Annotated in this window: 14 protein-coding genes, 1 tRNA gene and 2 pseudogenes; 4 read left to right on the top strand and 13 right to left on the bottom strand. The window is 66.6% G+C overall.

The genetic code is table 11. From position 1 onward, the window contains the following. Window positions 1-258 precede the first annotated feature (258 nt). Window positions 259-708, top strand: a pseudogene (locus tag ACLQI9_RS28460) (site-specific integrase); the annotation flags it as partial. Window positions 709-840: 132 nt separating this feature from the next. Here the strand turns inward: ACLQI9_RS28460 and ACLQI9_RS28455 are convergent. Then, window positions 841-924: transfer RNA gene (locus ACLQI9_RS28455), tRNA-Leu, on the bottom strand. A 425-nt stretch (window positions 925-1,349) separates the two neighbouring features. Here ACLQI9_RS28455 and ACLQI9_RS28450 point away from each other — a divergent pair. The 3 genes from ACLQI9_RS28450 to ACLQI9_RS28440 are packed head-to-tail and all read left to right on the top strand — an operon-like array spanning window position 1,350 to window position 2,514. After that, window positions 1,350-1,754 carry an LAGLIDADG family homing endonuclease gene (locus ACLQI9_RS28450; RefSeq protein ID WP_442380145.1) on the top strand — a complete coding sequence of 135 codons (405 nt, stop codon included), beginning with the start codon at window positions 1,350-1,352 and terminating at the stop codon, window positions 1,752-1,754. Between the two features lie 35 nt (window positions 1,755-1,789). Then, a complete protein-coding gene (locus ACLQI9_RS28445; protein ID WP_442380143.1) occupies window positions 1,790-2,170 on the top strand; it encodes a hypothetical protein in 381 nt (126 codons plus the stop codon). Beyond that, window positions 2,167-2,514 carry a DUF3817 domain-containing protein gene (locus tag ACLQI9_RS28440; RefSeq protein ID WP_442380141.1) on the top strand — a complete coding sequence of 116 codons (348 nt, stop codon included), beginning with the start codon at window positions 2,167-2,169 and terminating at the stop codon, window positions 2,512-2,514. The genes ACLQI9_RS28445 and ACLQI9_RS28440 overlap by 4 nt, the downstream gene beginning before the upstream one ends. 19 nt (window positions 2,515-2,533) lie before the next feature. Here ACLQI9_RS28440 and ACLQI9_RS28435 read toward each other — a convergent pair whose 3' ends face one another. The 12 genes and pseudogenes from ACLQI9_RS28435 to aosR form a co-directional block, all read right to left on the bottom strand. Then, a complete protein-coding gene (locus ACLQI9_RS28435; protein WP_442380139.1) occupies window positions 2,534-3,148 on the bottom strand; it encodes a non-canonical purine NTP pyrophosphatase in 615 nt (204 codons plus the stop codon). Between the two features lie 199 nt (window positions 3,149-3,347). After that, window positions 3,348-4,100: an SDR family oxidoreductase gene (locus tag ACLQI9_RS28430; RefSeq protein WP_442392473.1), complete on the bottom strand. Its 753-nt coding sequence runs from the start codon at window positions 4,098-4,100 to the stop codon at window positions 3,348-3,350. Next, window positions 4,090-4,815 (bottom strand): hypothetical protein, encoded by a 726-nt coding sequence (locus ACLQI9_RS28425; RefSeq protein WP_442380135.1) that lies wholly within the window; start codon window positions 4,813-4,815, stop codon window positions 4,090-4,092. The genes ACLQI9_RS28430 and ACLQI9_RS28425 overlap by 11 nt, the downstream gene beginning before the upstream one ends. 58 nt (window positions 4,816-4,873) lie before the next feature. Beyond that, window positions 4,874-5,653 (bottom strand): ribonuclease PH, encoded by a 780-nt coding sequence (gene rph, locus ACLQI9_RS28420; protein WP_442380134.1) that lies wholly within the window; start codon window positions 5,651-5,653, stop codon window positions 4,874-4,876. A 29-nt stretch (window positions 5,654-5,682) separates the two neighbouring features. Continuing rightward, window positions 5,683-6,456, bottom strand: a complete 774-nt coding sequence (locus tag ACLQI9_RS28415; RefSeq protein WP_442380132.1) for a cyclic nucleotide-degrading phosphodiesterase — start codon at window positions 6,454-6,456, stop codon at window positions 5,683-5,685. Window positions 6,457-6,526: 70 nt separating this feature from the next. Continuing rightward, window positions 6,527-7,342 (bottom strand): glutamate racemase, encoded by an 816-nt coding sequence (gene murI / locus ACLQI9_RS28410; protein WP_442380130.1) that lies wholly within the window; start codon window positions 7,340-7,342, stop codon window positions 6,527-6,529. 6 nt (window positions 7,343-7,348) lie between these two features. Beyond that, a complete protein-coding gene (locus tag ACLQI9_RS28405) occupies window positions 7,349-8,017 on the bottom strand; it encodes a rhomboid family intramembrane serine protease (RefSeq protein WP_442380128.1) in 669 nt (222 codons plus the stop codon). Between the two features lie 28 nt (window positions 8,018-8,045). Then, window positions 8,046-9,017: a cysteine synthase gene (locus tag ACLQI9_RS28400; protein ID WP_442380126.1), complete on the bottom strand. Its 972-nt coding sequence runs from the start codon at window positions 9,015-9,017 to the stop codon at window positions 8,046-8,048. Between the two features lie 9 nt (window positions 9,018-9,026). Beyond that, on the bottom strand, window positions 9,027-9,299 hold the full coding sequence (locus ACLQI9_RS28395) for a MoaD/ThiS family protein (protein WP_442380124.1): 273 nt from the start codon (window positions 9,297-9,299) through the stop codon (window positions 9,027-9,029). Next, window positions 9,296-9,693: pseudogene (locus tag ACLQI9_RS28390) on the bottom strand (Mov34/MPN/PAD-1 family protein). Before ACLQI9_RS28390 ends, ACLQI9_RS28395 begins: the two are co-directional and overlap by 4 nt. Before the next feature lie 34 nt (window positions 9,694-9,727). Beyond that, window positions 9,728-10,771: a P1 family peptidase gene (locus ACLQI9_RS28385; protein WP_442380122.1), complete on the bottom strand. Its 1,044-nt coding sequence runs from the start codon at window positions 10,769-10,771 to the stop codon at window positions 9,728-9,730. Then, a complete protein-coding gene (gene aosR / locus ACLQI9_RS28380; protein ID WP_442380120.1) occupies window positions 10,768-11,340 on the bottom strand; it encodes an oxidative stress transcriptional regulator AosR in 573 nt (190 codons plus the stop codon). Before aosR ends, ACLQI9_RS28385 begins: the two co-directional genes overlap by 4 nt. Between the last annotated feature and the right edge of the window lie 24 nt (window positions 11,341-11,364).

Genomic DNA, 11,364 nt, shown 5'->3' with positions numbered 1-11,364 from the left:
ACCGCAGACGACAACCGGGGCGTCGGCCGCGGCGAGCACGCAGGCGGCGGCGTCTCAGACGATCTCCACGGCACTGCAGGGGCTCACATCGACGGCGGCGACCAACGCGACGTCTGCATCGGCTCTGAGTACGCTGTCGGACCTCGCGGGACTCATTCTGTTCTTGCCGGGTCTGGCCCAAGCTGGGCTGACGCCATTGAACACCACCGGTTTATTTACCGACTTATCGTTCGACGACGATGAACTCCACTTTGAGGGGTGCGCGACGTTGAGTTCCTGCGCCGCCGGCTCACGGTATCCGAGAACGCGGTGCAACTCGGCACCCGCCACGCCGTTGGGCCGACCAAGGGCCGCAAGGCGCGCTCGGTGCCGGTGCCAGCGTTCGTACTCGACGAGCTTTCGGCGCAGTGCAAAGGCAAGGCATCAAGCGATTTGGTGTTTCCCGGTCGCGATCGCGGCTACCTCCAGCGGCCGAAATCGTCGACCGGATGGTTCCAGGCCGCCGTCAAGAAAGCCAAGGTGCAGAAGATCACGCCGCACGACCTACGCCACACGTGCGCGTCGCTCGCCGTCTCGGCCGGGGTGAACGTACTTGCGCTGCAACGGATGCTCGGGCACAAGTCCGCGAAGGTCACACTGGACACCTACGCCGACTTGTTCGACGACGACCTCGACGCCGTCGCGGTCAGCTTGCATGCCCGGTACTCCACGGCACATAACTGTGACTCGCCCAAGTTACTCGCAAGTTGCGGCCAAAATGCGGCCACGGGGCGGTCACAAGGGGTAGCTAGCAAACGTGAAAATGACTGTTTACCTGCGGAGATGCCCCCACCGCGTCAGTGCGGGCGGAGGGACTCGAACCCTCACGCTCTCTCGAGCACGGGCACCTAAAGCCCGGGTGTCTGCCAATTCCACCACGCCCGCAAGCCCCACGAGCGTACCGCTCACGTCGTTGACGAATCTGTCGGTGGCCCCTCCTACCGTTGATTTGCTCACGGCGGCGAAGGGGCTTAGAAATGCGATCCGCGAAGGAGTTCGAAGTCGTACAGGAGCTGATTCTGTCCGGTGTAAACGACTGCGCGATCGCGCGTCAAACAGGGTTGCCGCGAAGGACAGTGTGCGATTGGCGCCTCAAATCACCAATTCGAGTCAGGAGTTCAAGTACATCACCCTGCTGCGCTGATCGTGACTTCTCTGCGCTGCCTCCTGCTGCGTACTGCTATCTGCTCGGTGTCTACCTCGGCGACGGTTGTATCACGCGACACCCGCGAGCGTGGCGGCTGAGAATCACGCTCGACGCGAAGTACCCGGGGATCATTGAACGGTCTCGCGAGGCGATCGACGTCCTGATGCCCGGACAACGGGCGGGCATCTACCGTCGCTTTGATCAGTGCACGGAGGTCTACCTGTACTCCAAGCACTGGCCGTGCCTACTTCCGCAGCACGGTCCGGGCAAGAAACACTTAAGGCCGATCAGGCTCGAGCCGTGGCAGGAAATGCTTGTCAAAGAGGCCACCGAGGAATTCGTTCGTGGCCTGATCGATAGCGATGGCTGCCGCGTGGTCGCGAACGACCGCGGGGTTCGAAGCGTCCGCTACCACTTCTCGAACCGATCCGACGACATCCGTGCGCTGTTCTGCGCCGCGCTCGACGATCTCGGAATTCCGTGGACGCGTCCAAGCAAATATCAGGTCGCCGTCTATCGCAAGGCCGCGGTGGCGCGACTCGACGAATTCGTCGGACCGAAGGCGTAACGGACCCGCCAACGACCTCGGAGTACCGTCTAAGCGTGTCCACTACACGTCGTCGGAGACCCGCGTTGATCGTGCTGGTGATCCTCGCGGCCGGCGGTTGCCTGGCTCTCGGCTGGTGGCAATGGACGAGGTTTCAGTCGACGTCAGGCACCTTCCAGAACCTCGGATATGCGATGCAGTGGCCGCTGTTCGCCGGATTCTGTGTGTACGCCTACCGCAAGTTCGTCCGCTATGAGGAGGCACCGCCCGAGCCGCCCAAGGACCGTGCCATGACCGAACTGCCCGACGGACTGCTGCCCGAGCGGCCCAAACCCGCACAGCAGCAGGCCGGAGATCCAGCGCTGCGCGAGTACAACGCCTACCTCGCCGAGCTCGCAGAGCGCGATGCCGAAAGACACAACAGGACCACCGCATGACCACACCTGAGACGCCCCAAGCGCCGCAGACGACGACCGTCGACAAGATCCGCACCGCGCTGCTGGGCTATCGCCTGATGGCGTGGACGACGGGTATCTGGCTCATCGCGCTGTGCTACGAGATCGTTTCGCATCTGGTCTTCCATCACGAAATCCGCTGGATCGAAGTCGTACACGGCTGGGTGTATTTCACCTACGTATTGGCGGCTTTCAATCTTGCCGTCAAGGTCCGGTGGCCGATCGGCAAGACGATCGGCGTGCTGTTGGCCGGAACCATCCCGCTGGTCGGGATCATTGTCGAGCACTTCCAGACCAGGGACGTCAAGGCTCGCTTCGCCCTGTAGCCCAACACAATTCGCGAGCTCAGCGTGCATCAGCAGCCAGCGCTCGCAAGGCCGGCAACAATAACGTAAGCGCGCGACCGCGATGCGACACCGCGTCTTTCGCGGCTGGGCTCAGTTGCGCCGCAGTGCAATTGAAACCGTCTGGAATGAAGACCGGGTCGTAGCCGAAGCCCGCGTCGCCGAGCGGCTCTCGCGCGATGGCGCCGGGCCACTCGCCGCGTACAACAGCTTCACCCGACTCCGACACCAGCGCGCACGCCGACACGAACGCCGCACCACGTCGCTCATCGGGCACATCACGCAGTTGCGCCAACAGCAGCGCGGTGTTGCCGGCGTCGTCGCCATGCACACCCGACCACCGCGCCGACAGCACGCCGGGCATGCCGTTCAGCGTGGCGACCTCCAACCCGGAGTCGTCGGCAACGGTGGGCAGCCCGGTGGCGGCGAACCCGTCGCGGGCCTTGGCCAACGCGTTGTCCTCGAAGGTCGCGCCGGCTTCCGGCGCCTCGTCGAACGGCGGCACGTCGTCGAGTGACACCAACGTCAGTCCCGTCAGCGCGGCGGCATCCAACACCCGACGCAGCTCGGCCAGTTTTTTGCGGTTGCGGCTGGCGACCAGCAGGTGGGTCAACAATCATTCCGAACAGGGTCGGGCGTTACGAGGGTCTGGCCCCAGCGGCCCACCGTTTGCCTCGACAAGTCGCGGCCCAGTCTGCACTTCACCGGCTGTGACACGCCTGGTTGAACACGCCGCCAAAGGCCGGGCCATCGATATAGGTCGAGGCGGGCTGGGCTTAGGCCGACCGCTTCGCCGGGCGGCTCGGAGGAGCCGATCACGTGATCGCGCCGAGTGACAGGCCGAGGCCGCCGTCGACGCGCAGCACGGCGCCGGTGATGTACGCCGCCGCGGGCGAGAGCAGGAACGTGACGACCCCGGCGAGCTCGTCGACGGTCCCGAACCGAGCCAGCGGGACCCGCTCGACGAGCTTGCTCTGAAGCTCGCCGGGCATCGCGCGGACCTTCGGGGTGGCGATCATCCCGGGCATTACGACGTTGCAGCGCACCCCGCGCGGCGCCCACTCGGCCGCGAGCGTTCGCGCCATCCCGACGAGGCCGGCCTTCGACGCCCCGTAGGCGACCTGGCCCGGGATCCCGAGCTCGGCGCCCACCGACGAGATCAGCACTACCCGCCCGTCGCCGGCCGACGCGAGCTCTTCGAACGTAGCCTGGACGACGTTGAAGGCGCCGTACAGGTTCGTCTCGAGATCGAGGCGCCAGTCGTCCTCGGAGAACCGCTCGGCGCGATGAATCGTGTCGACCACGCCCGCGTTGGCGACGACCGCGTCGCAGCCGCCGAGGGCCGTGACCGCACCGGCAACCCCTTGGCGTACGGCGGCTCGATCCCGCACGTCGAACTCGGCGCTGGTCGTCGCGCCCGCGACGGCGTCCGCGCCGGCGCCGTCCGCGTCACACGCAGCCACGCGACAGTCGGCGGCGGCGAGCGCCGCGATGATCGCACGGCCGATCCCTCCGGCGGCGCCGGTGACGATCACTCGGCGCCCGTTCGGCCCCGTCTCAGCCGGCATCGACTCCACCGGCCTGCTCGCGGGCGAGTCCATGGCGCTGCCAGTGCCGGTCGGGAATGTCGGCCGGGTCCTTGTACCAGTACCAAGTGCACGGGTCGCGGTGGAAGTCGTCGGGCGGATCGCTCGGGTAGAGCGGATAGCCGATCCAGCGGATCGGTAGCGACTCATTCATGAATGAGCAGTGCGTGCAGTAGAGCGGGAAGCCCTCGCGCCCGTAGCTCCAATCGTGCGCCGATTTCGTCACACCGAGCGCACCGGGCCCCTCGTAGCGGCCCATCCGCACAAGCCGCTGACCCGACCCGCATGGGTTCATCGCGAACGTGAACTTGACGTCGTCCTCGGTGATCGTGAACGCCCCCGGGTGTTGACCGGTGCCGCTGCCCGAGTGCGCTCGCCAGGTCGCCGCGAGCGCCTCGACGATCTGCCTGCGGTCGCGGTTGGCGATCTTCTCGACGTCGCGCCTCCAGCCTCGGCCCTGGCCGTCGGTCCAGGCGTCGGCGACCCCGTCGTCGCCGAGGCGGTCCTGGATGAACGAGATCAGGCCGCCGATCCCCTCGACCATCATGTCGTGGAGGTAGCGCCACTCGTGCTTCATCTCCTTGCAGAGCGTCCGGGCCGTCTGCACGTCGCCGCGATCGAGCGCCTCGATTGCGCGGTCCATCGTCGGGCGCGACATCTGCTTCAGCTCCTCGTCCGAGAACCAGCGTTCGCTCATCGCTGACTGCTCCTCTCGTCGGCTACGACGTGCGACCCTATGGCAACCCGCAGGCGGGTCAGCTTCCGAACGCCTTCTGCGGGGCAGGCCCTTCCGGCAACACACCCGGATACGGCAGAGCCAACGCCTCACGCTGCACCGCAAAGAGCTTGTCGCAGGCCCCCTGCGCGACGTCGAGCAGCTTGTCGAGTGTCGACCGCGGGAACGTCGCGCCCTCGCCGGTCCCCTGGACCTCGACCAAGGTCCCGGTGTCGGTGGCGACGACGTTCATGTCGACCTCGGCGCGGGCGTCTTCCTCGTAGGGCAGGTCCACCCGCACCCGGCCGTCGACCACGCCGACGCTGACCGCCGCGATCGCACACGACAGCGGCCGCGGATCGGACAGCTTGCCGGCGGCGGACAAGTACGTCACCGCATCGGCCAGCGCGACGTAAGCACCCGTGATGGCCGCGGTGCGAGTGCCGCCGTCGGCCTGCAGCACATCGCAGTCGATCGCAATGGTGTTCTCCCCCAACGCCGCCAGATCGATGCATGCACGCAGCGACCTGCCCACCAATCGGCTGATCTCTTGAGTGCGGCCAGATAGGCGGCCTTTCACCGATTCGCGGTCTCCGCGAGTGTGAGTGGCCGACGGCAGCATCGCGTATTCGGCGGTGAGCCAGCCCAACCCGGACCCCTTGCGCCACCGGGGCACGCCCTCGGTGACGCTTGCCGTGCACATGACTTTGGTCTGGCCGAACTCGATCACCACCGAACCCGCCGGGTGCGAGGTGAACCCGCGGGTGATGACAACCGGTCGAAGCTCGTCGTCGAGGCGGCCGTCTTCTCGTTTGGACACGCCGCCAACCCTAGCGCGCGGCTACCCGATCAGGAGCGGCCGACGTTGAAGGTCTCGCCGCAGACCACTGCATGCACCGGGCCGCCGAATTCGACTTTCGCCTCGCTGATCACGTCCTCGCGGGAGGTCCATGGCGGGATGTGGGTGAGCAACAGCTCCCCTACTCCCGCTGCGGTCGCGATCCGCCCGGCCTCGGTGCCCGACAGGTGCAGGTTGGGTGGACGCTTGGGCGAGTCTGTCCAGGACGCCTCACAGAGGAAGGCGTCGGCGCCGCGGGCCAGCTCGATGACCGCGTCGCAGTACCCAGTGTCACCGCTGTATACAAACGTCGCGCCCGCGGGATTGGTGATGCGCAGGCCGAACGACTCGGTCGGATGACACACCAGCCGCGGCAAGACTGTCAGCGCGCCGACATTGACGGCCTCACCGTCGACCCAATGCCGGATATCGAAAATGTCGGAGAAATCGTCGATCTCGCCGCCGTACGGCGACGACGCCGCACCGAGCCGCGACCAGGTGTCGCTCGGGCCGTACATCAAGGCCTTACCGGCCGGCGGCGACGGGTGGTAGCGGCGCCAGACGAACAATCCGGGTAGGTCGAGGCAGTGGTCGGCGTGCAGGTGCGACAACAACACGTGGACCGAACCGGGATCGGCGTGGCGTTGCAGCGAACCGAGGACGCCTCCACCGAAGTCGATCGCCAGGGGCGGGGTGTCCGGCGCCCTCAGCAGATAACCCGATGCGGGCGAATCCGGGCCGACCACGCTCCCGGAGCAGCCCAGCACGGTTATTCGCACGGTCACTACTGTGCCATGCCCAGTACCACGATGGAGAAAACATCGCCGCATTGGGTGATCAGAATCATCTGCATACCTAGGAAACGTGGGTGTGACGAACGGGTTCAACGCCGGTGACCGCTGGGCCTAGAAATCGAGCCGCAAGTTTGGTGAATGCCTCGGGATCGCCCGTGGCTTCGAACACCCGGGTGGCGGCCGGGGCGTCATGCGGTCGCAACAGGTCCCGCTCGGTCAGCACGCGAAGCAACTCTTTCGCCGTCTCCTCGGCGCTGGAAACCAACGTCACCGTCTCGCCCATGGCCAGCTGGATCAGTCCGGAAAGCAGCGGATAGTGGGTGCAACCCAGTACCAACGTGTCGACATCGGCGCGCTGCAACGGCTCGAGGTAACCCTCGGCCAATCCGAGCACCTGGCGGCCACTGGTGATGCCGCGCTCGACGAAATCGACGAACCGTGGGCAGGCCACCGCGGTGATCTGGGTGTCCCGGGCGGCGGCGAACGCGTCCTGGTAGGCCCCCGAGGCGACGGTGGCCTGGGTGCCGATCACGCCGATGCGGCCGTTGTGGGTTGCGGCGACCGCGCGACGCACCGCGGGCAGGATCACTTCAACGACGGGCACGTCGTAGCGCTCCCGCGCGTCATGCAGGCAGGCCGAGGAGGCCGAATTGCAGGCGATCACCAGGGCCTTGACTCCGCGGTCGACGAGGTCGTCGCCAATGGCCAGGGCATGCCCGCGGATCTCGGGAATCGTGAGCGGGCCGTAGGGACCGTTGCCGGTGTCCCCGACGTAGATGATGTCCTCGTCGGGCAGTTGGTCGATGATGGCGCGCGCCACCGTCAACCCGCCGACACCGGAGTCGAAGACCCCGATGGGTGCTAGTGCGTTACTCATGTCCGCTCAAGTTTTCAGAGGCCGTTGGGGGCCGCGACGGCGAAGCTCGCGAGCTTTGCGTTCCGGGCTCGACAACAGGTACGCGGCGAACACCCCGGCGATCGCACCGCACAGATGCCCCTGCCAGGACACACCTCCGCAGACGTTGAGAACCGGCACGGCGCCCCACAGGACCCCGCCGTAGCCGATGAGTACCAGGATCCCGATGACAATCTGCCAGGCCGAGCGGGTGAAGAATCCGAAGACAAGCAAGAAGGTCAGCCAGCCGAAGATCAGCCCCGAGGCGCCGATGTGATCGGTCTCGCCGCAGGGCGATCCCATGTTCCCGATAAGCCAGGTGCCGAAGCCGCCGACGATCCACACGATCGCCGTCGCCCACAGAAACCGGGACAGCCCGGCCAGCGTGACCAGAAAGCCGAGCACCAGCGCGGGTCCGGTGTTGGCCGCCAGATGCGCCCAGTTCGCGTGCAGCAGCGGAGCCAACAAGATGCCCCACAGGCCGTCGGCCTCCAGCGGCCGGATGCCGTTGTAATCGAGCTGGTGGTCGTCGAGCTGGTCGAACAGCTCGACGATGTAGAGCAGCGCCACGAAGCTGATGATCGTCGCTCCGCCGACCAGCCACGGGGAGCGTTTCTTCGGCCGCCGCGCCGGTGTGTGTGTCGAGCCGGCAGTCATCTGCGCCGCTCCTCCTCATCGCTGGCGGTCATGCCCACAGCTGCCCTTCCAATGCGTCTTCCGCTTCGTCCAAGCTACCGGCGTAGGCGCCCGTCGATAGATACTTCCATCCCGCGTCGGCCACCACGACGGCGATGTCGGCGCGGGCAGCGGCATCGACGGACTTCGCCGCGATACCCAGCGCGGCATGTAACACCGCGCCGGTGGAAATCCCCGCGAAGATGCCTTCGGCGTCAACCAGCTCGCGGGTGCGGCGGACCGCGTCGGCGGCGCCGACTGAGTAGCGGGTCGTCAGCACCTTCGGGTCGTAGAGTTCAGGCACAAAGCCCTCGTCGAGGTTGCGCAGCGCATAGACGCCCTCACCGTAGCGGGGTTCGGCGGCCACGATGCGGATCTCGGGGACCTGCTCACGCAGAAACCGGCCGGTGCCCATCAACGTCCCGGTCGTGCCCAGCCCGGCGACGAAATGAGTGATCTCGGGCAAATCTTTCAACAGCTCTGGGCCGGTGCCGTAGTAGTGCGAGTCGGTGTTGGCCGCGTTGCCGTACTGGTAGAGCATCACCCACGACGGGTTGTCAGCCGCCAGCTCCTTGGCGGTCGCCACCGCGGTGTTCGACCCGCCCTCGGGCGGCGAAAAAACGATTTGCGCGCCGTAGAGCTCGAGCAGTTGGCGACGTTCGATCGAGGTGTTCTCCGGCATCACGCAGATCAGCTGATAGCCCTTCAACCGCGCTGCCATCGCCAGCGAGATACCGGTGTTGCCGCTGGTGGGCTCGATGATCGTCGCCCCCGGCGTCAACCGGCCCTCGGCCTCGGCTTGCTCGATCATCCGCAGCGCAGGCCGGTCTTTGATCGAGCCGGTCGGGTTGCGGTCCTCGAGCTTGGCCCACAGCCGCACATGAGGGCCGCCCGGCTCCTCGTCCCAGCGGGGCGACAGCCGCTGCAGTCCCACCAGCGGCGTGTTGCCCAAGGCGGCGAGCAGCGAGTCGTATCGGGTCATGCGGCCCGCTTACCCACCTGCGACGGCGGGCAAGATGGTGACGGAGTCGCCGTCGGTGATCGCAGTGTCCAGCCCGCCCGAAAATCGCACGTCCTCGTCGTTGACGTAGATGTTGACGAAGCGGTGCAATTTGCCGTTCTCGACGAGACGTTCAGAAATTCCGGAATAGTTCGCCTCCAAGTCGCTGATCACGGCTTGCAGCGTCTCGCCGCTGGCATCGACGCGTTTTTCACCGCCGGTGTGCGGACGCAGGATTGTCGGGATGGAGACGGTGACGCTCATGAATGCTCCTGGTCTTGGTAATGCTCGACGATGTGGACGGGCTCTTCGGTGACGACGCCGTCGACGATGCGGTAACTGCGGACTTCGTCCTGGCCGGGGTTGCGGGTAGACACCAGCACGTAGTGCGCGTCAGGTTCGGCAGCCAGACCCACGTCGGTGCGGCTGGGGTACGCCTCCGTCGCGGTGTGCGAGTGATAGATGACCACCGGCACCTCGGCTGACTCTTCTAGGGCGCGCCACACCTTGAGTTGCTCTTGGGGGTCGAAGCGATAGAACGTCGGCGAGCGTTCGGCGTTGACCATCGCGATATGCGCTCTGGGCGGTCCGAACCCTCCGGACCGGCCAGCACGCCGCAGGCTTCGTCGGGGTGGTCGGCGCGAACATGCGCGACCATCGCCTCCACCAGCTCAGCACGAATCACCAGCACGTCACCGATTGGCCCCTGGTCGCACGAATGCTCCGGGCAACAGGTCTCGGTAGGTCGGGATTCCGGCCACCGACTCGGCGGCGATCACACCGACCAGCACCGCCCGGGCCAGGCAGTCAGCCGCCGCGGCGCCGACGGCGGTGGCCAACGGCGTCTCCGGCGAAAAGGCGGCTGGCGTGTCGACCGACGGCGCAACCTCTACGGCGCCGGTGGCCAGCGCGAACACGATGTCACCGTCCACCGGGGTATGCGACGGCCGGATGCTGCGGGCGAGCCCGTCGTGAGCAGTGCTCGCAACTTGTCGGCAGGCGGCCCGGCTCAGCACAGCATCGGTCGCGACCACCGCGACCGCGGTATTCAACGAGCTCAACGGGGACTCGAGCTTTGCCAGCTCAGCGATCTGCTCAGGGGGCGGCGGCGTCAGGCCGAGCTCGTCGACCAGGTAGGTCAGCCACGGCAGGCCGGTGGCCTGGTCGATGACATTGCCCGCGGAGTTCACCGCGACCAGCGCACCGACGGTCACCCCCGACGGCAGCGTCGTCGATGCTGTCCCCACACCGCCCTTCAGCACACCGGCGCACGCCCCCACCCCGGCGCCGACCGTGCCCAACTCGACCGGCGCACCTTCGGCGGCGGCGCTGGCCGCTACGTAGCCGAACTCCGCCGTCGGCCGATGGCTCCAGGTACCGACATCCAGATCGAAGATCACCGCGCCCGGCACGATCGGCACCACCCCGCCGGCCATCGCCACGCCGCGGTCGTGCTCCTCCAGCCAACGCATGATGCCGTCCGCGGCGGCCAATCCATAGGCGCTGCCCCCAGCGATCAACACCGCATCCACGTGGCGCACGCTGTTGGACGGGTCCAGCAGATCGGTCTCCCGGCTGCCGGGCGCACCGCCGCGGCAATCGACGGCGCCGACCGTGCCGGGCGGCGTCAGGACGACGGTCACGCCGCTCGCCCAACCGGCACCCATGGTCGCGTCGGGGTCCAGCCGGTGATAGTGGCCGACCAGGATGCCTCCGACGTCGGTGATCGAGCTCATCGGGACCCCATCAACGCCAGGACCAGGTACTCCTGCAGGAAGGTCAGCCACTGATAGACGTCGAGGTGCGAGGCCAACGGATGGTCGTCGGGCAGTCGATCGGGGCCGTTGGGACGGATATCGAGCATGGTGCCCAGTGCCAGGCGGATGTCGTTGACGGCTGCGATCCAGGCGTTCGCGGCGTCCTCGGTCAGCTCGAATCGGCCGCCGTCATCGGGGACGGTGTCCAGTAGTTGTTGTGCGGCAACACGTTTGGCCTCGATGATCTCCGGCTCACGCAGGCTGCGCAGAGCGGCATTCAGGCTCTCGGTCGCTTCGGATGCAGCATCGTCCGGCTTCGAGAAGTCCGGCAGCAGCCGCTGCAGCGTCGCATTATCAGGGCGTTCGGAGCTGCCGGTCTTCATGCCGGTGATTTGCTCGAGTTCGTCTGCCGGCGAAGACGATTCCCGTTCGTCGAGTAGTCCGATCATCGAGCCGACCAGATTCTTGAGCAAAGCCGCCTCATGCGAGTCCAGCGCGGACCGAAAACGGGGACCGTCCGCGGTCTCAACCCGCTTCCACTTGCGCACCTGGCGACCCGGATGCCCTCGATC

The sequence above is a fragment of the Mycobacterium sp. genome (assembly GCF_052143115.1).
In the GTDB taxonomy this organism is placed as follows: domain Bacteria; phylum Actinomycetota; class Actinomycetes; order Mycobacteriales; family Mycobacteriaceae; genus Mycobacterium.
The sequence above is the reverse complement of the archived record's forward strand: the minus strand, read 5'-3'. Positions and strand labels throughout refer to the sequence as shown.

What these genes read in the sequence shown, in the direction of transcription:
- murI (WP_442380130.1), bottom strand. Translation starts at nt 7,342, where the DNA reads ATGAGTAACGCACTAGCACCCATCGGGGTCTTCGACTCCGGTGTCGGC.
- ACLQI9_RS28405 (WP_442380128.1), bottom strand. Translation starts at nt 8,017, where the DNA reads ATGACTGCCGGCTCGACACACACACCGGCGCGGCGGCCGAAGAAACGC.
- ACLQI9_RS28450 (WP_442380145.1), top strand. Translation starts at nt 1,350, where the DNA reads ATGCCCGGACAACGGGCGGGCATCTACCGTCGCTTTGATCAGTGCACG.
- ACLQI9_RS28440 (WP_442380141.1), top strand. Translation starts at nt 2,167, where the DNA reads ATGACCACACCTGAGACGCCCCAAGCGCCGCAGACGACGACCGTCGAC.
- ACLQI9_RS28385 (WP_442380122.1), bottom strand. Translation starts at nt 10,771, where the DNA reads ATGAGCTCGATCACCGACGTCGGAGGCATCCTGGTCGGCCACTATCAC.
- ACLQI9_RS28400 (WP_442380126.1), bottom strand. Translation starts at nt 9,017, where the DNA reads ATGACCCGATACGACTCGCTGCTCGCCGCCTTGGGCAACACGCCGCTG.
- ACLQI9_RS28395 (WP_442380124.1), bottom strand. Translation starts at nt 9,299, where the DNA reads ATGAGCGTCACCGTCTCCATCCCGACAATCCTGCGTCCGCACACCGGC.
- ACLQI9_RS28425 (WP_442380135.1), bottom strand. Translation starts at nt 4,815, where the DNA reads ATGAGCGAACGCTGGTTCTCGGACGAGGAGCTGAAGCAGATGTCGCGC.
- ACLQI9_RS28430 (WP_442392473.1), bottom strand. Translation starts at nt 4,100, where the DNA reads ATGCCGGCTGAGACGGGGCCGAACGGGCGCCGAGTGATCGTCACCGGC.